This is a genomic window from Chloroflexota bacterium (genome assembly GCA_040902225.1).
Taxonomy (GTDB): domain Bacteria; phylum Chloroflexota; class Limnocylindria; order QHBO01; family QHBO01; genus CF-167.
In genome coordinates this window covers 1-19,232 of sequence record JBBDXT010000002.1, presented here as the reverse complement: position 1 = coordinate 19,232, position 19,232 = coordinate 1, and the positions used below count along the sequence as shown (strand labels likewise).

The window sequence follows — 19,232 nt, the reverse complement described above, 5'->3', positions numbered from 1 at the left end:
CCAGCCGATGTCTGCCATCACTCAGCGTCGCCCGGCTGTGGCGCATCACGATGCGCGGCTGGAGGCTGCCGGCCTTGGTGCTTGGCCGGACCGGTTCGTCGCAGGATCTCGGCGCGCACGTCATCGAGCGGTCGGGCGTCGCGGGCGTCACTGGCGGCGCTCAGCGCCGCGCCCTGCTGCGCATCGCCGGCCTGCGGCAGGCGGACCCGTCCGCCGTAGACCGCCGGTCGGCCGTCGGGGCTTGGCATGCGCAGCACCAGCTCGTGGCGTGGCAGGCCGAGCAGGTCCTCCTCGCGCAGCGGCGCGAAGAGCCTGGCCAGGCCGCGCACGTCGTCGGCGCCCGGCGATAGCAGCGCCAGGGTGGCGGCATTCGTGAGCAGCGTGTTGCGCAGGTGCTCGTTGAGAGCGCCGAACGACTGCGTGGCCAGCGCCAGGGCCAGGCCAAATTTGCGCCCTTCGACGCTAATCTTGTCGACCGCCCGCGTGCCGAAGCGCTGCGCCTCGTCGATGATCAGCAGGTGCCCGCGGCGCGCCGCGAGCGGCGTGTCCTGGCGACCGACGGCGTCGATGTAGTAGCGGCTGATGAGCATCGCGCCGAACAGCGAGGCGTTGTCGCCGCCGACGCCCGACAGGTCGACCAGCAGCAGGTCGCCAGCATCCATGATGCGGCGTGGGCGCAGCGTGCTGGCGCCCTGCCCCACCACGTGCCGGATCGAGTGATAGGCCACGAACGCGCCCAGCTTGTTGAGCACCGCCTTGATCGAGCTGTCGCGCTCCCGCGCGGCGGGCGAGGGCCACTCGGTCCTCCAGAAGTTGGCCAACATCGGGTCGCGCACGCGGTCCGAGTACTGCCGCCGAAAGTCGTCGTCGGTCAGCAGCCGCACCAGCTCGAGCACGGTCTGCGGCTCGCGATGTGAGAGCAGGGTCAGCAGCGCGTTGCGCAGGTAGTGCTGCATCTTGGGTCCGCAGAAGCGCGGCCACAGGTCCTCGAACAGCGCCACGAATTCGCTGGTGACCAGCTGCGCCTCGTCGGGATCGCGGCGCTCCAGGAAGTTGAAGGCGCGCGGGTGGGCCTGGTCGGCCAGCCGCAGGACGTGCACGCGGTTGGCATGGCGCGCTGGGATCCGGCTCAGGATGTCGGCCGACAGGTCGCCGTGCGGGTCGATGACGGTGGCGCCGATGGGTGTGTCCAGGGCGCCCAGCGCCAGGTTGAGCAGCAGCGTGCTCTTGCCCGATCCCGTCGCGCCGAAGATGGCCAGGTGACGGGCCAGCTGGGCGACCGGCAGGCGCAAGGCCCCCTGCCGCGTGTCGCCGATGGTGATGGCGCTGCCGTGGTTGAGGACCTGGGCCGGAGGCGGCGCGGCCATCGGCCGCTGTCGCGGCAGGCTGGCCTCGTCGAACCTCGCGTCCGGCAGCTGCCACAGCTTGGCCAGCTCCCAATCGCCGAGGCTGAGGCGGGACGGCGCAGCCAGCGCACCCCGGCGGATCGCCCAGACGATGGCCTGTCGGCCGTCCCCGATCGCGTCGGCGAAGCCGATGACGCGCCAGAGGAGTGCTTTGGCGCTCGCCAGGTCGGTGCCCGCCACCTCGAGCAGCAGGCCGACCTCGAAGCCGACCTGAGCCGCGCGCTTGCGCGTCTGCGCCTCGCGCTCGGCCACCGACAGGACGATCGGCGCCTGGCTGCCGAGGCTGCTGGGCCGGTTGAAGATGGTGTCGAGCACCGCCTCGCCGACGATGCTGCCCAACGAGCGGCCACCCTGATCCTCGGGGTACAGGCTGCGCTGCCAGCGCTGGGGAGGAATGGGTCGGGCCAGCAGCCGCAGGCGCACCTCGCAGCCGTCGGCCGCGTCAGCGTCGAGCAGGCTGGCCAGCTGCAGAAGGGCATGGCCGGGCTGGGCAGGATCGCCCAGCGGCCAATGCGCGGCAGCCAGCAGGCTGCCCGCCGCGCTCGCCACCGGCGGCTGGTCGCGGCGCGCCACAACCTCGACCTCGCTGCCCTGGTACAGCGCGCGCAGGGCGGCCTGCAGGTGGTGGGCGAGCTGGCGCGGCGCCTCGACCTGCCACACCATCTGGCCCGCGCGCCACAGCGCCCGCAGCTCGAACGGCGGCCAGCCGACGCGCCAGCCATCGACGGCGCGACGCTGGCGCGGGTGCAGGACGCGCATCAATGCGACTGCCGCGTGCGGGTCTGTGCGACGGTTGGTCGGCACGGCGACCTCGAGCCGAAGCAGTTCGGAGCCGATGACCCGCTCGTAGGCGGCCTGTCGACGTGCGGTCACGATGCGCGGCGCGAAGCGGACAGCCAGCAGCGCGGCGCCGAACAGCGCCGGGCCGATCAGGAGCAGCTCAAACGGAAAGGGAAACTCAATGGCCACGGCGAACTCCTCACGAACTGTGGGTTGGGCGAAAGGCAGGCAAGGCAGAACAGCGCGAATTCAACGGCCACGGCCAAGCGCCTCGCTACGGGCTGGAAGCACGGACAGCGGATCGATCGGCTCGCCGCTGGCGGCGATGGCCAGGTGCAGGTGGGCGCCGGTGGTCATGCCGGTCAGGCCCACCAAGCCGACGACCTGACCGGCCAGCACCCAAGCGCCGACCGCCAGCGGCGGGTCGGGCTGCAGGTGGGCGTAGGCGGAGGTGACGCCGGGGGCGTGCTCGATCTCGACCACCACGGCACCGTCGGCGATCTGGCCGGCGAAGGTCACCACCCCGGCGGCGATGGCGCGGATCGGCGTGCCTGCGGGCGCGGCGAGGTCGAGCCCGGCATGGAAGTGCGCGTGCCAGGAGCCGCGGTACCACAGCGCCGGCTCCAGCTCGAAGTCGGTTGGGCCGAAGCGCTGCGTGATCGGACCGTCGAGCGGCCAGAGCAGCGTCGCGGCGTACCCATAGCGCTGGGCCCAGGCCAGGACCAGCTCGACGTCGGCGGCGGAGGGGTGGTAGGCGGACAGCGCGCGGCGCCAGTCGTCGGGCGCGCCCCAGCGGCGCAGGTAGGCGGCAGCCGCCGGGATGGCATCGGCCGGCGCGCAGATGTCGGCGTCGGACAGGGCCGCCCAGTTCGCGGCCTGGGCGAAGGTGACGGGCAGGAACTGCATGGGCCCGAGCGCGCCGGCCCCGTTCGGCGTGCAGTCGGGCGTGCTGCGGCCATGGTCGCTCGCGACGCGGCCGACGGCGGCCAGCAGCGGCCAGTCGAGGCCGAACTGCCGTCCGGCGTCCTGGTAGAGCGTCAGGTAGTCGGAGGGAATGTCGGCCACCGCCGCAGCCGGTTCCGGCAGGCTCGGCCGGGCCAGGCCGCCCCAATCGCCGGCCAGCACGCCGACCGAGCCGGTCAGGATGGCGAAGGCGACGAACAGCAGGACGCCGCAGCCCAGGCAGCCACAGCCCGCGCGGCGCCTCACGGACTAGGCGAGGTGGGAACCGTCCTATTGGATGAGGTGAGGTCGGCTGGGCGCGTGGTGAGCATTGCGTACTCGCGGTGGCTGACCGTCGCCTCGAAGGCGGCGTGCGAACGACCGACGAACAGGAGGCCCTGGCCGGGCCGGGCGTGGAGCAGGGCGCGGCGCTCGGCGGGGGTCAGATCGAAGTAGCGGGTCAGCGCATCGGCGGCCTCCGGCGTCTGGCCCAGCAGCACGCGGAGGTCGCACTGCTTGACGATCGACTCGCCGTACTCGGAGCGCAGGAACTCGACGATGTCCTGGGTGGCCAGGTGCAGCCCGGCATGGTAGTGACGCGCCGAGCGCGCCAGCTCCTCGATGAAGTCGGCGCCCGACGGCTGGCGCATCACCTTCCAGGCCTCGTCCACCACCACCAGCTTGGGCGCCAGGTCGCGGCGCACCGCATCCCACAGCACCGACAGCGCCGCGAACTGAGCCACGGCTCGGACCTCGGGGTCGCCGATCGAGGACAGCCCGATGATCAGCAGCCGTCGATCGAGTGGCACTTCGGCCTCGGACCCGAGCACATCGGCCAGCGAGCCAGTCGCCCAGCGCTCGAGGCGATGCGCCAGCGCGGCTCCGCCGGCCTGCTCGCCGAGGCGCGCGACCAGGTCAGCCAGCCGTGGCGCTTGGCGCTCGAAGGTGGCGGGGTCGGGACCGATGCGTGCCACCTCGTAGCTGGTGCGCAGGGCGCGGTCCAGGGCGGGACGCTCGTCGCGGCTCAGGCCGCCGACCATGGCGGCCACCAGGCGCGAGAGCATGGCCAGCTTGGCGCTGAAGGCGCCGGGGTCGCCGGCGCCCGTCAGCGCGAACGGGTTGAGCCCGACGCCGGGAGCGCCGAGCTCAAGGTAGGTGCCGCCCAGCTCGTCGGCCAGGCGCCGGTAGTCGCCCAGGGGGTCGACCCCCAGGACGCGGATGCCGCGCAGGAAGCAGCGGCTCATCTCGGCGCCGGTGAACATCGTCTTGCCGGTGCCGGTCTGGCCCAGCACGATCGCGTTGTGGCTGGGCCGCGCGAAACGGTCGAGCACGATCGGCGCCCCTGAGCTGCGCTGGCGGCCGTACAGGTGCCCGGTCGCCTCGTACAGGTCGGAGCTGGTGTGCAGCAGGCTGGCGGCGAGGCTGGGCGTGTCCAGGTTGCGCTCGGCCAGCGGGCGGCGATGGGTACCCGGCAGCGCGCGCTGCCAGGCCTGGCCGACCCGGAAGCTGGCCAGCTCAACCTCGAGCCTCTGGCTGCGGGCCTCGAGGCGGATCGCCTCGATCCGCTCTTGGAGGGTGGTGGAGTCCGGAGCCTCGAGCAGCAGGATCGTGTCGGCCAAGTAGACCCGCCCCTGGCCGGCCTGCGTCGCGCGCCGCGCCGCGCTGGCAGTGGCGCCGATCCGCTCGCGCTGCGGGTCCTCCACCTCGCCGCGCTCGGCGGCCAGCCGTTCTGCGGCGCGCACGTGGCGCAGGCGTGCGGTCATGAAGCTCATCGCCTCGCCGCGCGACAGCGCCCGCACGCGCATCGAGAGGGCGGCCAGCCCGGGGCTGGCCAGCAGCCCAGCCAGCCAGCCGGGCGGCACCTGCGACGGCCAGCGGCCACCGAAATGGAGCCCTGCCACGAGTCCGTCGCCGCTCGCTGCGTGGACGCCCAGCCGATGCTCGCTCCCGACGCGCGCGGTCGCCGACCACAGCTCGGTCAGCTGTGCCACCGATTGCGGCCGCAGCTCCACGCCGCGTTCCTCGCCGACGCGGCGCACGAGCTCGGCGATGCGCCGCAGCTCGGCCTCGGAGGTGGCCTCCACGATGAGGTAGGTCGCGCGCAGCGGTCGCCGCGGCGCAGCCGCCAGCTCGCGATACAGCGCCGCGTACGAGGCGAAGGCCGTCTTGGCGCGTCGGCCGGCGATGGCCGCCTGCAGGTGCGCCAGATGCTCGTTCGGGTCGCGTTCGGCAGGAACCGACAGCAGTTGGAAGGGGCGGGGGATAGCGTCGTACAGGGCGGCCAGGGCCTCGAGCGAGGCCTCGCGCTCGGCCTCGGCCAGCAGCTCCAGGTTGAGCGGCGCGAGCCCGAATCCGGCGAGCAGCTGGCCATCGGCTCGCACCTGCTCGCCATCGCAGGCAAGGGTTGGCCAGCCCGTCCGGGCTGCCGCGTCGGCGTGCGCCCGGGTCCGGCGACGAAGGAGTGCCGTCACGGCGAGGCTGGCTGGCGGTCCCCAGCCGCATGTAGCGCCAGGTACAGGGTGGAGGTCAGTGCGGCGCTGGCGAAACGTGTCAGCTCGTCGGCCGGCACGGCGAGCACCACGCTGCCCAGCCGAGGTGGCAGGGCTGTGGCGCTCCGCGCCAGGTCGGAGGGATCGATGAACGGCCGACCCTCGACGGTGCGCAGCGCCAAGACGATCAGACCCTCGCCCAGCACCGTCGCCTGGGGTGCCGACCCGACGTCGGCGTTGCCAAGCGTCTTGAGCGCGTTCGGCACCGCGATGACGTCGACGACCGCCCCGGGAGTGAGTGCGCCGCCCACCGCCTGCCCCGGCTCGACGGTGATCGCGAAGGCGACGTAGCCGGGCGGCAGGGGGGCGCCGAAGCCAAAGGCCTGCGCTCCGGGCGTGGACTCCAGTGCACGCCGGTCGACGAACTGGCCGGCCAAGATGGGCATCGCCGCGTACTGGCCGATGACGTCGTCGACCGAGGTGGCGGCGTCGGCCGGGCGGTCCCCGGGGCTGACCCGCACCAGCTCGACCATGTCGCTGGTGATCGGCGACAAGACGGCAATGTCCAGCCGCGCGCGGACCACGTCGGCGCGCGGCTGGGCCAGGTAGTAGACCCCTGCCGCGACGAGGCTGGCCACCACGAAGATGGCGACGTACGCCCCTCGGTTGGTTCTCATGTCGTGGCTCCCTTCGATATTGCGGCTGCGCGGCTGTCTGGGGATGCAATGCCTTGTTCGGTCAGCAGATCGACGAGCGCGTCGACCACGGCGGACGGATCGACGAGCTGGTGAAAGTGGCCTGCCGGCAGGTGGCGCGTGGGCCAGCCGGCTCGTCGCGCGCGCGCAGCCGCGGTCCGGTACGGAGGGCTGAACTGAAGGTAGCCGCACGGCGCGTTGGGCCAGCGGCTGACGGTGGGCAGCTCCTCGGTCCAGTAGTCGGCGCCCCGCGGGCGGAGCTCGTCCAGCAGGGCACGCCGCCGATGGGGATCGGGCACGAGCTCGCGCAGATCCCCGTCGGTCCAGGCCGGGAAGCGCTGGTCCGCATCCAGGGCGGCCCGCAGTTCGGCAGCGAACGTCGCATCCTCGGCCGCGATGGCGTCCAGCCGGCTTACACCGCCGCGCGGCAGCCCAGCATCGACGAAGAGGTAGGCGGTGAGCGGCTGGCGCGCGGCCGTGGCCACTGCCGCCAGAATCGGACCCGCGCCGCTGTGGGCGACCAGGGCGATCGATCGCTCGGCCGGGACGTCTCGTAGGCTGGCCTCCACGCCGCCGACCGTGCGCTGCCAGCACGGCTGCCGACCGACAGGGTCGTGCAGGTCGACCGAGACGAGCGCCTCCCAGCCGCGCGCCCTCAACTCCTGGGCAACGAGCGACCACGAGTACGGGCCCAGGAGCGGGCTGGGGATGAGCACGATCAGCGGATCGGCGCGCGTGCGGGCGGCGAGTCTGCTCATGGCCCGCTCACTGCGCTGTAGACGACGGTGACGTCCACAGAGCCGGCCGCTTGGTAGGTGCGGACCGTGCCGTCGTCGTAGGTCGTCTCCAGCTCGAGGACGAGGCGGACCGGATAGCTGCCCTGGCCGGGCAGCGGCGCATTCCACTGGATACCGATCGGCTCGTCGGCTGGATAGTCGCCGGGAGCCGTTGGCGCCGAGGCGTCGTTGACGCTGGCCTCGTAGCGGTAGGCGACGAGGCGGGTCGTCGCGGCGCCGATCGTCACGCCGCCAGAGCGCATGAAGCCTTCGGTGACGACGATGGCGCGCGGGTAGAGCTGGCACAGTAGGCCGCGTGGCCACCACAGCCGCGTATGCCCGTCGGCGTCGGGTGAGACGACTGTGCCGTCGGTCAGCGTGCCCGACGGAGCGGCGCCGACATCGACCACAGGCGCGACGTACTCGATTGGGAGAGCGCTGATGCCGGTGGCGCTGTTCGTGATGTCGAGCTCCCAGGGGATCACCCGCTCCACGGGGACGCCGCCCGGAGTGAAGAAGGCGCCATACGCCTCGCCGCTGACATGGGCGGTGACGACCGCGTCGAAGCTGCCTGCTTCGACATAGCGATGCTGGACCGCGAGCCGCTCCTGGTTCCCGGGTTGGCGCGGTAAGGTCTCGATCGAGCCGTCGCCGAAGTCGACCGTCCATTCCTCGACCGTCACCGAGTCATGGATGACGTAGGCGCTGATCACGCCGCCGACGGCGTCGAGCCAGCCGGCGGTCAGCTCGGCGCTGACCGTCCGCGCGGAGCGAGCCGGCCCGCTGACGGGCTGGACGGCGACGTCGAGGTACAGGCTCAGGTCGCCCTGTGCCTCGGGCCGGATACCGATACCCGGCTCGCGGTCATCGGTGAAGAGGCTGATCGGCGAAGTGACGTTGACCCGGCTGTCGTCCGCGGTCCGGTACACCCAGACCCAGTACAACCGATGCCACGGCTGGGTGATGCCCATCAGCTCCCAGCGTGAGTAGTAGGTCGTGTCGACGTCAGTGGTTGACGTGGCGGGGACTGCCCACTCGGCCGCCGCCTGGACCCCGACGTAAGCTCGACCGTCTTCCGTTGCCCAGGTCTCAACCTTCAGTTCGATGGGATCAAGGGCGCGTGCAGGCGTGGCGACCGCGAACAGGGCACCGAGGGCAAGACAGATGGCAGCCGATGCCGTCACGAGTCAACGACCTCAAAGCTGTCCACGAGCCAGTTGTCGCCGACTCGTACGACGGTTGTGTGAGTGCGCCGGGCGGGCAGTTCAGTTGGGCTTTCGAGCGGCTCTCCGGTTTCGAGGTCAATGTCGTAGCCGCCCAAGCGGTGATCGAACTCCACAGTGGCTGAGGTCCCATCCTGTTCGAGAACCTGGAAGTTCGTGATCTCGTTCAACGTGATCACCGACGCTTTGCCGATCTCCTTCTGGCCCAAGAGGAATCCGGACGCCGTCCGGTACGCCGACGAGTCGGTTCCGTTCACGAACGGCTCGACAATGGATGGATCATCGGTCTCTCGCGCCTTGGCCAATGCCTCGTAGAAGGCTCGGACCGCGGACTCCGGTGTTGATCCGGGCACCGCAGAACTGCTCGGCGAGGACGCACCTGGGCGCGGCGACGGCGAGCCATCGAGGGCGCCTGGTGCGCGTCCCAGCAGCAGGATGGCGATGACGACGCCGAGGGCGACCAGGATCGACAGTGCGGCGAGGACCGGTAGGCGCCAGCGACCGAGGCGATCGAGCGTCATGTCCTCACCGCCGCCGAGCCGGAAATCGTCAGGTTCACGACCGGACCGAGCCCGATCAGGTTGAGGAGCGGGACGCGGGTCGGCACGACGGCCCGGATCGAGACCGTGGGCACCTCGACCACGGCGCCGCTGATCGGATCGCGCTCGCCAGCGGCGACCACAGCCACCTCCGCAGCGGAGGCGATAGCGGCGGCGGACACCGGCAGGTTGCCAATGGTCGCCAGATTGCGAGCCAGGTACTCGCGAGCGAGGCGGTCCGCCTCGGCCATGACGAGCTGGGGCGGCTCACCGCGCGCGAGCGCCTCGAAGTCGAGGGCCTGCGTGGCGGTCAGTGCCGCCAGGTCGAGCTGGGCCCGGAGACGGCTTCGCGCGCCCTCCAGGGTGCCGACCGCCAGCACGAGCGCGAGCACCAGCATCAGGATTGGGAAGAGCAGCACGGCGTACAGGGCCACCTGACCGCGCTCACTGCCACGGCGCCCGCTCGTCACGGTGTCACCTCGCTGCGGGTCACGAATTCGCCGCCGAGGGGCACCGCCCAGTTGCCGGCGAAGGGGATCCCCGCCTGCTCGGCGATCTCGACCCGCACCCGGATCGGCTCACCCCAACCAGCCACGGACGGCTCGACCACGACCACCGCCCGGCTCGGATCGATTCCGCCGTCGGACAGTTCGGTCGCGATTCGCTCGCGCACCGATGGCCCGTCGCCGCCGATCACCGCAGCCTGCCGCGCACCGGCCGCCGCCGCGGCGTCGACCACCAGCCGCGTGTGCTCCAGGCGACCGAAGACGACGACTGCCAGCAGGATCGGCACGAGCACCAGCGGCACGACCAGGACCGCCTCGACGGTGGCCAGCCCGCGCTGCGACGCGTGGAACAGGTGGCGGCACATCAGTTCGACAGCAGCTCGGTTACCAGCTCGCCGATCTTCTGCACCAGGCCCTGATTCCAGGCCAAGATGCCGGCGGCCAGGACGACTAGGATGATCCCGGCGCCGATGACGTACTCGAGGGTCGTCAGCCCGCGCTCGCTCGAACGGAGGCGGGCCATCATGCCGGCCGACAGGCGGCCCACTAGACGCCGCACTCTTTCTCCCATTGCTTGCCTCCTCCTCACAGTCGACCAAGGGTTGCGATGAACATGGGTAACACCACGAGCAACATGAACTCGGGCAGATAGATGCCGGCCAGGATGGCGGCCAGCTTAGGCTGGACCGTGGAGGCCGCTCCCAGCAGGCGATTACGCTCGTTCTCGCGAAGGCTGCGCTCGGTTGCCTTCAGCGTCTGCACAACGCCCTTGCGACTGATGTGGCGCGACTGCCCAAGCGCGGAGGCAAGCTCATCGAGCTCCTCCAGATCGTTCGTCAGGGCCACGTCGCGCAGACCCTCGTACAGGTCGGCGCCCGCGCCATACGCCCCCACCGCGCGACGCAGCTGGCTGGCCAGCAGATTGCTGCCGCCCGAGCATTCTTCGAGCGTCTCGGTCGCCTCGGTCAGGGCGTATTCGAGGGGGTGCCTCTCGGCCAGCGGGCGAGCCAGGGCCAGGAAATCGGGCAGTTCGCGCAGCAGCTGTTGCTTGCGACGCCGGGCACGCCAGCCGAGGTACTCGGTCGGAAAGAGGTAGGCCAGGTAGGCGAGGACGAGGCCCAGGAGCAGCGCGCCACCGAACAGCGGGGTGAACGCCAGCGCGAGAACCAGCACACCGGTCGCGGCGACCAGCTTGGCGGCGTACACCTCGGCGGGCGAGAAGAGGGCTGGGTCCAGACCAGCGCGCACGATGAGGCGCTCGTCGACCTGCCGCTGCAACCCCGGCAGGCGTTCCGCCATGCGGCTGGCCACGGGCGCCAGCACGCGCTCCCACACCGGTCGTTCGGCGACCACCAGCCGCTGGTAGCGGTGGCGCGGCAGCGCGACCGCACGGATCGCCTCCGCACGCTGCGGCGATCCCAGCGCGGGGCCGAAGAGCGCCATGAGCAGGCTGAAGCTGGCGACGAAGGTAGCGACCGCGCCCAGCAGTTCCATCGGTCATGCCTCCAGGCGTGCCACGCGCAGCGAGAGCCAGATGCCGGCGACCTCGAGCAGCGCCGCGGCGGGCAACAGCACGAAGCGACCCAGCGCGGTGTCGGTGACGGGGGCCACCAGCTCCGGATTGACCAGCAGCAAGTAGACGAACAGGAGCGGGATGACGATGGCCAGGATCAGGGCCTGGATCCGCAGGCCGCGACTCTCAGCGGCCGCCTGCCGCGCGATGGCCTGATTGGTGCTCGCCGCCTCGCCGATCTGGGCCAGCAATTCGGCCGCGGCCGAGACCGGCTGGTGGGTCCGCGTCAACACGAACAGCGCGTCAAACACGAGCGCCAGGTTGCGGCCGGCCTGGCGCCGCCGGATGGCGGAGATCGCCTCGGGCGGCGGCTCGGCCGCGAAGTAGCGGCTCAGCAGCTCCTCGAAGTCGGCGCGCACCCAGCGGTGACGCGCCGCCTCGCCGGGCGGCGGCGAACAGGTCCGGATAGGTGCCTCCGGCCTGGGCGCGGTGGACCATGGCGCGCAACACCCGCGGCGCATCATCGTCGGCCGCGCGCGCCTCGGTGCCGACCAACCAACGCAGGTACCAGCGCGGGACGAGCAGTCCGAGCAGCGCGCCGATGAGGCCCATGGCCGGCGAGAGCACCAGACCGACGAGGGCCAGCACGAGCGGCGCGATCACCGACAGCAGCAGGTAACCGCGCGGCGAGAGCTCGAGCCGCGCCTGAGCGAGCTGCTCGCCGGCGGCCGCCAGCCGAGCCCGGTACCAGGTGCGCAGCCGTGCGCGTAGCTCGAACGATGGCCGCTGCGCGTCGGGCAGCAGTGCCATGAGCCCGCTGAAGACGGCCACGCCGGTGGCGAACGCGCCGATCAGCCTCAGGTCCACCGCTCGCCCTCCAGCTCCAGGCGCGTCCCCAGGCGCTCCGGCGGTCGCCAGTCCGGGTCGCGCCGCCAGCGCAGCTGACCGCCATCGGGCTCGGCGCGGAAGACGTCGGTCAGCGCGTAGCGGGCCTCGCTGCTCAGCCCGTCGAGGGCGCCGACCTGGTGCACGATGCGGAGCCCGCTGCGCAGGCGGCGCAGCACCACGATCAGATCGAACACGCGGGCGATATAGGCGCGCAGGTCGGCGCTGGTCAGGTCGCGCATCGACTGCCGGGCCAGCAGCTCGAGGCGGAACAGGGCATCCTCCGCGCTGGAGGCGTGGATCGTGGTGGCCGAGCCGTCGTGGCCGGTGTGCAGCGCCTGCAGGGTATAGAAGGCCTCCTTGGGCAGGCGGATCTCGCCGATGATCAGGCGGTCGGGGCGCATGCGCAGGGCATTGGCCACCAGGTCACCCACGTCGAGTAGGCGCGCGTCGGCCTCGCCACTGGCCAGGTCGGTGGGATGCAGCGTCTCGAGGTTGAAGCGGTTGGCGTTCTCGAGCGCCAACTCGGCGGTGTCCTCCACCACCCCGACCCGCTCGTCGGGGGCGAAGGCATCGGTCAGGCTACGCAGCAGCGTGGTCTTGCCGGCGCCCGTCTCACCGGCCACCAGGAAGTTGGCGCGCGCGCGGACCATGCCGATCAGGAAGTCGGCCAGCTCGGCGCTCACGCCGCCCGCCTCGACCCAGTTGCGGCGGTGCGGCCCGCCGGGGACGAGATCGAGGCGCAGGCGGTTGAACTTGCGGATCGACAGGTACGGCCCGCCCACCGGCGGGATGACCGCGTTCACCCGCGAGCCATCCGGCATGCGGGCGTCGACCACGGGATGGGCCACCGACAGCTCGCGACCGGCGAGCGCCGCGATGCGCTCGGCGAGCTCGACCAGCTCGCGCGGACCGTCCAGCCTGACCTCGGTCGGCTCCAGCCGACCGGCGCGCTCGACGAAGACCGCGTCGGGCGCGTTGACCAAGATGTCGGCCACCTCTGGATCGTCGACCAGCGGTTGCAGCGGGCCGAGGCCGCAGATCGCCGCTTCGATCTCGGCCAGCAGGGTCGGACTGGCAGCGAGGTCCAGTTCGGGCTCGGCGCAGATGGCCGCCAGCGTGTCGCGCAGCAGCGCGTCGTGCTCCGGCGTCCTGGCGAACGGGTTGAGCACCTCGGGCGCCAGTCGCGCGACGAGCAAGCGCCGAACCTTGCCCAGCAGCGCCTTGCTGACCGTGGCGCCGCGTGCGTTGAGCTCGGGCATCATGGTCGCGGGCTCCGGGACTTGCCGCGGACGCGAGCCAGCAGGCGACGCAGGCTGAGCGCGCCGTCGTGGTCGCGCTGGTCGAGGCTGTCGAGCGGCCAGACTGCGCGGGCAACTGGCAGCAGGGCGTCACGCAGCCGCAGGTCGGCAGCCCACGCCGGCTGATGGCGGTCGGCGGCAGTCATGAATGCGGGCGCGGGCGGGATGGCGCCGATCAGCGGCACGTCGGCGTCGCGAGCGAAGCTGCGCAGCTCGGTGTCGTCCGTGCACTGATTGGCGACGAGCAGCAGCTTGCGCCCCCAGCCGGCGTCGCGCAGATGCTCGCCCAAGCGCAACACGTCGGGGATCGATTCGAGCGTCGGACGCACGACGCCGATCACGACGTCGGCCCGATCGAGCAGGTGCTGATGTCCCTCCTCGAGCATGTTCCCGAGGTCGACGACCACCAGCTGGTAGCCGGCTCGGTGCGCGGTGGTGAGGACGGCCTCGGCGGCCGGCGGCCCGAATTGGAGCGGAGCGCCACCATCGGCGCCGGCACGACCGACCAGGCTCGGGTGCGGCGGCAACGAGATCAGGTCAAGGCGCTGCGAGCTCGCCACGATCGTGTGCGCGACCGACTCCGCGGAGGTCCAGTCGCGGTGCGTCCGAGCTTTCGACAGCGCGTCGGGGTCGATGCCCAGCCGGAGACCCACCGACGAGCTGAGTCGAGCCGCGTCGACGACCAGCACCCGCAGCCGGTGCGCCTCGCCGTCGGCGCTGCGATAGCGAGCGTGGGTTGCGATCAGCGTCGACGTCTCGACCGTCAACGTCGTCTTGCCGACGCCGCCGGCGAACGACAGGAAGCAGGCGAGGCGCGGTCCCGGCAGGACATAGGGGATCGAGGGCGGTCGCTCGGGCGCCTCCCGCGGCACCGGTACCTCCGCACTGCCCTCGGTCTGCGACGGCCTGATCAGCCGCAGCCGGGGCGACGAGCCGTCCATGACCCCCTCCTCGACAGTCGAGGGCCGGGTCGCCGTTAGGCCCGACGGCGGGTCGTCGCGAGCCCGCCGCGCGGCGCCATGCTCCAGGACCTCACCGCTGTCTACCACATCGTCGCTTACTGACCGCTTATCGTCCGCTTCCGCGGGTGAATTAGCGGTGACCGCGGTCACCACTGTTGGCCGCCAAACCTTCGGCGAGCGCCAGTAGCGCAGCGCCCGCAGCAGCCAGCGGTAGGCGGGCTCGCCGCGGATGGGCAGCACCGCGGCCACCGCGACCGGGCCAGCGATGAGCAGGATCAGCAGCACCTTGAGCGGCGCCCACAGCGGCATCAGGTTGAGCGCGGCGCCGAACAGCAGCGCGCCGGTGAGGATGGCCAGCTGCGGCGCGGCCAGGCCGAACGCGATCCGTTCCTCGACCAGCGCGTTCTCGGGCACCTCCACTAGGCCCTGGCGGCTCATCGCTCGACCCGCAGCGGACCGGGCGAGTTGAGGACCAGGTTGACCAGGATCGGCGGCAGGACCAGCATCAGCGCCGCGGCGCCCAGCGCCAGCCCGATCAGCGCGTTGGTGTCGGCGGCGGTCAGTGGCACCGAGGCGTCATTGAGGTGCGCCGGCACCTGCAGGCTGAACAGGATGAACACGATCGCCCAGCCGAAGCGCACCGCCAGCACCGCTGCCAGCAGCTTGAGCCACAGGTTGGCCAGTCGCTGGGTGGCGGGCAGGGCGTAGGCGGCCAGGCAGATCGGGCCGAGCAGCACCAGCAGGCGCTCCACCGCGCCGAGCACCGCGTTCATCATCTGCAGGAACGTCATCAGCACCGCCGCCAGCAGACCGGAGCTGAGCCAGGCGCCCGAGTTCCAGTTGGTCGCCCCTTCGCCGATGCGCGGGTCGAAGCCGCCGCGCTGCAGCACCAGGAACACCCCGCCGCCGGCCGGCCACTGCTCGGCAGCGCCGACCGACTCGGGCGGCAGCGAGACGCCGACCATGGCGACGTCGGTGGCGATCACGAACTGGGCCAGCACGCTGACCAGGAAGATGCCGCAGATCGACAGCACGGCACCGACCACGAAGCGCGGCGTGACCGAGCGCACGGCGTACGCCGATTCGCCGCTGGTGCGCGCGACCATGATCAGGTAGCCCAGGATCAGCCCGCCGAGGGTCAGCAGCGGGATGGTGATAACCAGCATCTTGGCGTACAGGTCCATGGTGGCCGCATCGCCCAGCGGGTCGAGCGGGGTCAGGAAGCTGCCTTGCAGGTTCTCGACCGCAGCGCGGTTGGCGTCGCTGACGCGCTGCGCGTACCAGATCGTCAGGTCACGGATCGGGTCGCCGATGATCGGCAGCTCACCGCGGGGTGAGTGGGCGGCCTCGGGCTCGATGCGCGCCGGCAGCGGCCGCTCCGGCGGAGTGGGCGTCCGGCCCACGACGGCGAGTCCGAGGCCGCCCAGCGCCAGCACCAGGAGGAGCATTGCGACCGGCGAGACGTGCACAACCGGCCTGCCCTCGTCCGTCGGCAGCGGGAGCGCGGAGCGGAGTCGAGCGGCGAGGGCGGCCATGGCATGGGTGGGCTCTAGAACGGCGGATCGATGAGGCCGTAGGCCACGGCGATGGCGGTCAGCGTGCCGACGATGACACTGGCGCCGATCATCCATAACAGGCCGCTGATGCCGTTGGCGATGCGGCGCTGGGCACGGTGCTCGGCCTCGGCGTTGGCGCCGGCCGTCGTCTTCTCGATGCCGCCCCACACGATGACTGCACCGCAGAGGGCGATGCCGAGGCCGATGGCGATGGCGACCAGGGTGGCGATCATGCGCGTCACCGGAGCGAGGGCGTCCCGCGCTGCGGCCGGTACCTCGGCCGCCAGGACCGGGGTTCCAAGCGCGAGCAGGGCGGCAGCGGCAAGGGCCGACGCGAGAACCAGCCGAGGGGCTGGCCGCCAGTGGGGTGAGGTAGTGCGATCCATGCGCTCGATCCTCAGGCTCCCGCCGCCTCGGACGTCTGCGCCGTCATGGCGCGTCCGCGGTAGGCCCGGATGAAGTCGGCGATCTCGCCCTCATCGGCGCTGTGCAGGTCGAGGCCCGCGACGCGGAACCAGGTGACCGTGCGCGACAGGTCGCGCAGACGGTCGTACTCGGCGGGTGGGATGACGGTCACGGCGAAGCGGCCGTTGCTGACGATCGTCATCGTGCGCCCCTGCTTGACCAGATCCAGGATCGAGGCGAAGCGCTGGCGCGCGTCGGTGACGCCCACGCTGCGCAGCGGAGCAAGGATGGCCCGTGGCCTGTCGGCCAGGCCGCGCACCGCGGCGGGGTCGGGTTGGACCTGGCCGCCTACCAGCGGCGCCAACTCCACGGTGTCGCGCGCCAGCTCCGGATAGATGCCCAGACCGTGCAGCGCGGAGAGGCTGCGCTCGATGCGCTCCCAGCGCTGGCCCTCGTCGAAGCGCAGCATGATGGCGGACGGTTGACCCTCGCGCACCACCGCCAGCGGGGCTCCCTCCTCGACCCGCGCCACGACGGCGCGGATGTTCTCGCGGATCTCACGCATGCCCAGAGCCTGCAGATCGCGACCGATGGTCATGACGCCACCCCAGTTGGCTTCATAGCCGCTCCAGGACCGCCACTGGGTCCCCGTACAGGGTCAGGAGCTGTGGACGGCGACGAGCGCGCCGAATGGTGGCGCGCACCGTGTGGCGGAACTCGGTGAGCGGCGTCTCCCGGCCTCGGTCTTCCGGCAGCGCCGCTCGGAGGAGCGCTAGGCGCTGGCTGCGGCGGCGCACGACCAGGCGATTGCCGTGTGCAATCCAGGCCAGGTTGAGGTGGAGCTCCTCCCGCAATTGGCGGACGCCGATGCTGTCTTGCATGCGAGCGACGCTAGCACTGCCCAGCACGCTCGTCAATAACTTTTGTGTACAGTAGTTCGACGTGCATGTCCCCGCGGGTCAATGGAGCAGTTCGGCGTAGTCCGGGCGTTCTTGCGCGGGGCGGTAGTCGTCGACACGCTCGCGGAAGAGGCGAGCGAACTCCTCGCGCTCATCTGGCGAGAGTTGGGCGGCGATCAGAAGCTTTCGGAGATTCCGGTTGAGATCGGAGGCATCGCCGATGAAGTCTGAGTCGGTCGACCGACATCCACCTGATCTCGGGCTCGGTCCAGTGTTCGCCCAGCACGTACGCCACGATCGCCGTCATCTTCGGACTCATCGCGGTGAACCGATCGGGGTGCAGCTTCTCGGCGATGGACATGAACCAATCATAGGCTCCGCCGCGCCGAAGGCGACCTGATCGTGGGTCAGATGCTGTCAGTCGACGCGCGTACGATGCGCTACCGCTTCCACGGCTCCCGCGCGAGGGTGATGCCGCACACGCGGTCCGCGCCGCCGTCTTCGACAAGCGCGCGCGCTACTTCGTTGAGGACCAGACCGTTGGTGAAGAGGTCGTCGTACACGAGGATCGCCTTCCCGCTCGTCCGGCGTGGATCCGGGATGCTGAGAGCATCGCGTAGTTCCGTCTGAGCCTTCTCCTTTCGCTCCTGGTATGTCGGAATGCGAGCCATCTTTGCTGTGGCGGCTGTCTGGACAATGGCCGGCCGGCCTTCGATGTCGAACGGCCAGCGGCCGGGCGTCTCGATGTCCGCCGCGGCGAGGACATCCCGTGTATGGTCGAAGCTCCGGCCTCCCGGACCAAGGTAGGTCGGGCTCGCGACGATGAGGTCGAACTCAGAGAAGAGGCTGTCGTGCTCCTCGAGGAAGCCCGCCACGATGCGGCCGAAGATTGCAGCCCACCGCCGCTGCCCGCCGTACTTGTACAGCCCGATCACGTTCGTTAGCACCGTGGTCCGCATCGCGATCGCATAGTTCCACTCGAACATGCGCCAGCCCGCGTTGCAGAGCGGGTTGCCGCACTTTTCCTCCCCCGACTGAAACGGTTGATCGCAGATCCCACAGCGTTGGTCCTGTGGTGCGAGCGGCTCGAGCGTGAGGGCCGCGCAGCGCGAGCACAGGGCGGCCGACCCGGTCTCGACGTACATGCAGCTGCGGCAGGCGGGGAAGCCGGCGGCCGTCGCGAGTAACGAATCGAGGTACTTGCCGGCCATCACCGAGCGTCGGTCGGTCAGGTCAGCGCTAGCGTGAGCTGCCGGCGCTGCTCCGACTGCTGGTCGATCGCCTCCACCGATCGGAGGCGCTGCATGATGCCCTCGAGGCCGTCAACGCGGATTGCGCCGCGGTCGAGATAGCGCCGGGCCCAGGCCTGCTGGTCGGCGAGGGAGGCGAGCAGGAACGCCCGCTTCCCATGCTCGAGCGCCATCCTAGCCTGCATCTTCGCGCCAGACGTCGCGCTCGCCTCCACGACGACGGTACCCTGACCGAGCCCAGACATCGTGATATTCCGCCGCGGGAACGTGTCGGTCCGTGGCGGAGAGTCGGGCCAGAACTGCGAGACGACCGCACCGGTGGCCGCGATGCGCTCGGTAAGCTCCGCGTTCTCCGGTGGGTAGGTCCTGCGGATGCCGGTGCCAGCTACGGCGATGGTGCGTCCCCCTGCCTCAAGGCAGGCCTCGTGTGCCGCCGTATCGATTCCGCGTGCCAGACCGGACACGACGGTGACCTTCTCAGCGGCGAGGCCGGCCGCCAGCTGCCGGGCGCGGCGCAGCCCTTCCGGGCTTGGATTGCGTGTTCCGACGACAGCGACGGCACGAGCATCGTCGTGCTGTAGCTCGCCACGGTAGAAGAGGAACGGCGGCAGGTTGAAGATGAGGCGAAGGTTCGCCGGGTAGTCATCGTCGAGCACCGTGGTGAGCCGGATGCCGTCGGCGGCAGTAGCTTCGAGGGCCGCTCTTACCCACTCCCGGTGGGATGGCATCTCGTCATGCGCATCGGCCAGAAGCTGCAGCGTCTGCTCGGCATCGGCGTTGCGCTCGGAGGTCTTCCCGGCGACGAGGTTGGCCAAGCCGCCCGGGCGCTGAGCCTCCCGCGCGATGAAGTACCAGGAGACGCTCGGGATTCGACACATCGCCAGAAGATCGACCGCGCTCACCGTGCCACCCTACTCACCCAAATCGAACATATGTTCGGGTTGACACCAGCATATTGACGGTCGTACTCGCCCGTCGTCAAGTGATTCTAGGGGACTCTGTGGCTGGGACGCCGGCAGATCTGGTGAGCCCGAGGTTCTGATTGCCTGCCAGGACGCCGCGCGCTCACCGGTGGGGGTGGAGCGAACGCCGGCACGCTCGCTCT

At 71.0% G+C, this 19,232-nt stretch carries 22 protein-coding genes; 1 reads left to right on the top strand and 21 read right to left on the bottom strand.

All coding sequences use genetic code 11. The features are described 5' to 3' along the window. Positions 1-17: 17 nt before the first annotated feature. The 19 genes from WEB29_00155 to WEB29_00065 are packed head-to-tail and all read right to left on the bottom strand — an operon-like array spanning position 18 to position 16,859. Positions 18-2,375 (bottom strand): DUF87 domain-containing protein, encoded by a 2,358-nt coding sequence (locus tag WEB29_00155; protein MEX2135355.1) that lies wholly within the window; start codon positions 2,373-2,375, stop codon positions 18-20. Between the two features lie 60 nt (positions 2,376-2,435). Then, a complete protein-coding gene (locus tag WEB29_00150) occupies positions 2,436-3,395 on the bottom strand; it encodes a M23 family metallopeptidase (GenBank protein MEX2135354.1) in 960 nt (319 codons plus the stop codon). After that, positions 3,392-5,599 carry a hypothetical protein gene (locus WEB29_00145; protein MEX2135353.1) on the bottom strand — a complete coding sequence of 736 codons (2,208 nt, stop codon included), beginning with the start codon at positions 5,597-5,599 and terminating at the stop codon, positions 3,392-3,394. The genes WEB29_00150 and WEB29_00145 overlap by 4 nt, the downstream gene beginning before the upstream one ends. Beyond that, positions 5,596-6,294, bottom strand: a complete 699-nt coding sequence (gene cpaB / locus WEB29_00140) for a Flp pilus assembly protein CpaB (GenBank protein MEX2135352.1) — start codon at positions 6,292-6,294, stop codon at positions 5,596-5,598. The genes WEB29_00145 and cpaB overlap by 4 nt, the downstream gene beginning before the upstream one ends. After that, positions 6,291-7,070 carry an alpha/beta fold hydrolase gene (locus WEB29_00135; GenBank protein ID MEX2135351.1) on the bottom strand — a complete coding sequence of 260 codons (780 nt, stop codon included), beginning with the start codon at positions 7,068-7,070 and terminating at the stop codon, positions 6,291-6,293. The genes cpaB and WEB29_00135 overlap by 4 nt, the downstream gene beginning before the upstream one ends. Next, positions 7,067-8,272, bottom strand: coding sequence for a hypothetical protein (locus WEB29_00130; protein MEX2135350.1), 1,206 nt, complete (start codon positions 8,270-8,272; stop codon positions 7,067-7,069). Before WEB29_00130 ends, WEB29_00135 begins: the two co-directional genes overlap by 4 nt. Next, entirely contained in the window at positions 8,269-8,832 is a 564-nt protein-coding gene (locus WEB29_00125) for a hypothetical protein (protein MEX2135349.1), read from the bottom strand. Before WEB29_00125 ends, WEB29_00130 begins: the two co-directional genes overlap by 4 nt. Then, positions 8,829-9,320, bottom strand: a complete 492-nt coding sequence (locus WEB29_00120; GenBank protein MEX2135348.1) for a pilus assembly protein TadG-related protein — start codon at positions 9,318-9,320, stop codon at positions 8,829-8,831. The genes WEB29_00125 and WEB29_00120 overlap by 4 nt, the downstream gene beginning before the upstream one ends. Then, complete coding sequence (locus tag WEB29_00115) at positions 9,317-9,721, bottom strand: TadE/TadG family type IV pilus assembly protein (protein ID MEX2135347.1); 405 nt, start codon at positions 9,719-9,721, stop codon at positions 9,317-9,319. The genes WEB29_00120 and WEB29_00115 overlap by 4 nt, the downstream gene beginning before the upstream one ends. Beyond that, positions 9,721-9,927, bottom strand: a complete 207-nt coding sequence (locus WEB29_00110; protein MEX2135346.1) for a hypothetical protein — start codon at positions 9,925-9,927, stop codon at positions 9,721-9,723. Before WEB29_00110 ends, WEB29_00115 begins: the two co-directional genes overlap by 1 nt. Before the next feature lie 14 nt (positions 9,928-9,941). Next, the gene (locus WEB29_00105; protein ID MEX2135345.1) at positions 9,942-10,850 is read right to left on the bottom strand and encodes a hypothetical protein; all 909 of its coding nucleotides are present in this window, start codon (positions 10,848-10,850) and stop codon (positions 9,942-9,944) included. Between the two features lie 3 nt (positions 10,851-10,853). Further along, entirely contained in the window at positions 10,854-11,180 is a 327-nt protein-coding gene (locus WEB29_00100) for a hypothetical protein (protein MEX2135344.1), read from the bottom strand. Further along, the gene (locus WEB29_00095; protein ID MEX2135343.1) at positions 11,173-11,736 is read right to left on the bottom strand and encodes a hypothetical protein; all 564 of its coding nucleotides are present in this window, start codon (positions 11,734-11,736) and stop codon (positions 11,173-11,175) included. The genes WEB29_00100 and WEB29_00095 overlap by 8 nt, the downstream gene beginning before the upstream one ends. Continuing rightward, on the bottom strand, positions 11,727-13,019 hold the full coding sequence (locus WEB29_00090; GenBank protein ID MEX2135342.1) for an ATPase, T2SS/T4P/T4SS family: 1,293 nt from the start codon (positions 13,017-13,019) through the stop codon (positions 11,727-11,729). Before WEB29_00090 ends, WEB29_00095 begins: the two co-directional genes overlap by 10 nt. Further along, the gene (locus tag WEB29_00085) at positions 13,016-14,455 is read right to left on the bottom strand and encodes a hypothetical protein (GenBank protein ID MEX2135341.1); all 1,440 of its coding nucleotides are present in this window, start codon (positions 14,453-14,455) and stop codon (positions 13,016-13,018) included. Before WEB29_00085 ends, WEB29_00090 begins: the two co-directional genes overlap by 4 nt. Further along, a complete protein-coding gene (locus WEB29_00080) occupies positions 14,452-15,552 on the bottom strand; it encodes a hypothetical protein (protein ID MEX2135340.1) in 1,101 nt (366 codons plus the stop codon). Before WEB29_00080 ends, WEB29_00085 begins: the two co-directional genes overlap by 4 nt. A gap of 14 nt (positions 15,553-15,566) precedes the next feature. Continuing rightward, complete coding sequence (locus WEB29_00075) at positions 15,567-15,959, bottom strand: hypothetical protein (GenBank protein MEX2135339.1); 393 nt, start codon at positions 15,957-15,959, stop codon at positions 15,567-15,569. An 11-nt stretch (positions 15,960-15,970) separates the two neighbouring features. Further along, complete coding sequence (locus WEB29_00070) at positions 15,971-16,543, bottom strand: type II toxin-antitoxin system prevent-host-death family antitoxin (GenBank protein MEX2135338.1); 573 nt, start codon at positions 16,541-16,543, stop codon at positions 15,971-15,973. Between the two features lie 52 nt (positions 16,544-16,595). Continuing rightward, a complete protein-coding gene (locus WEB29_00065) occupies positions 16,596-16,859 on the bottom strand; it encodes a hypothetical protein (protein MEX2135337.1) in 264 nt (87 codons plus the stop codon). 81 nt (positions 16,860-16,940) lie between these two features. Between WEB29_00065 and WEB29_00060 the strand changes: the two genes are divergently transcribed. Next, positions 16,941-17,108, top strand: a complete 168-nt coding sequence (locus WEB29_00060) for a hypothetical protein (GenBank protein ID MEX2135336.1) — start codon at positions 16,941-16,943, stop codon at positions 17,106-17,108. Positions 17,109-17,317: 209 nt separating this feature from the next. Here the strand turns inward: WEB29_00060 and WEB29_00055 are convergent, their stop codons facing one another. Together WEB29_00055 and WEB29_00050 are read right to left on the bottom strand one after the other, a co-directional pair. After that, entirely contained in the window at positions 17,318-18,088 is a 771-nt protein-coding gene (locus WEB29_00055; protein ID MEX2135335.1) for a hypothetical protein, read from the bottom strand. A 17-nt stretch (positions 18,089-18,105) separates the two neighbouring features. After that, positions 18,106-19,029, bottom strand: a complete 924-nt coding sequence (locus WEB29_00050; GenBank protein ID MEX2135334.1) for a DNA-processing protein DprA — start codon at positions 19,027-19,029, stop codon at positions 18,106-18,108. Between the last annotated feature and the right edge of the window lie 203 nt (positions 19,030-19,232).

Coding starts and splice junctions, on each gene's coding strand:
- cpaB (MEX2135352.1), bottom strand. CDS start 6,294: ATGAGAACCAACCGAGGGGCGTACGTCGCCATCTTCGTGGTGGCCAGC.
- WEB29_00135 (MEX2135351.1), bottom strand. CDS start 7,070: ATGAGCAGACTCGCCGCCCGCACGCGCGCCGATCCGCTGATCGTGCTC.
- WEB29_00125 (MEX2135349.1), bottom strand. CDS start 8,832: ATGACGCTCGATCGCCTCGGTCGCTGGCGCCTACCGGTCCTCGCCGCA.
- WEB29_00115 (MEX2135347.1), bottom strand. CDS start 9,721: ATGTGCCGCCACCTGTTCCACGCGTCGCAGCGCGGGCTGGCCACCGTC.
- WEB29_00110 (MEX2135346.1), bottom strand. CDS start 9,927: ATGGGAGAAAGAGTGCGGCGTCTAGTGGGCCGCCTGTCGGCCGGCATG.
- WEB29_00105 (MEX2135345.1), bottom strand. CDS start 10,850: ATGGAACTGCTGGGCGCGGTCGCTACCTTCGTCGCCAGCTTCAGCCTG.
- WEB29_00090 (MEX2135342.1), bottom strand. CDS start 13,019: ATGATGCCCGAGCTCAACGCACGCGGCGCCACGGTCAGCAAGGCGCTG.
- WEB29_00085 (MEX2135341.1), bottom strand. CDS start 14,455: ATGAGCCGCCAGGGCCTAGTGGAGGTGCCCGAGAACGCGCTGGTCGAG.
- WEB29_00080 (MEX2135340.1), bottom strand. CDS start 15,552: ATGGCCGCCCTCGCCGCTCGACTCCGCTCCGCGCTCCCGCTGCCGACG.
- WEB29_00075 (MEX2135339.1), bottom strand. CDS start 15,959: ATGGATCGCACTACCTCACCCCACTGGCGGCCAGCCCCTCGGCTGGTT.
- WEB29_00070 (MEX2135338.1), bottom strand. CDS start 16,543: ATGCGTGAGATCCGCGAGAACATCCGCGCCGTCGTGGCGCGGGTCGAG.
- WEB29_00065 (MEX2135337.1), bottom strand. CDS start 16,859: ATGCAAGACAGCATCGGCGTCCGCCAATTGCGGGAGGAGCTCCACCTC.
- WEB29_00060 (MEX2135336.1), top strand. CDS start 16,941: ATGGAGCAGTTCGGCGTAGTCCGGGCGTTCTTGCGCGGGGCGGTAGTC.
- WEB29_00055 (MEX2135335.1), bottom strand. CDS start 18,088: ATGGCCGGCAAGTACCTCGATTCGTTACTCGCGACGGCCGCCGGCTTC.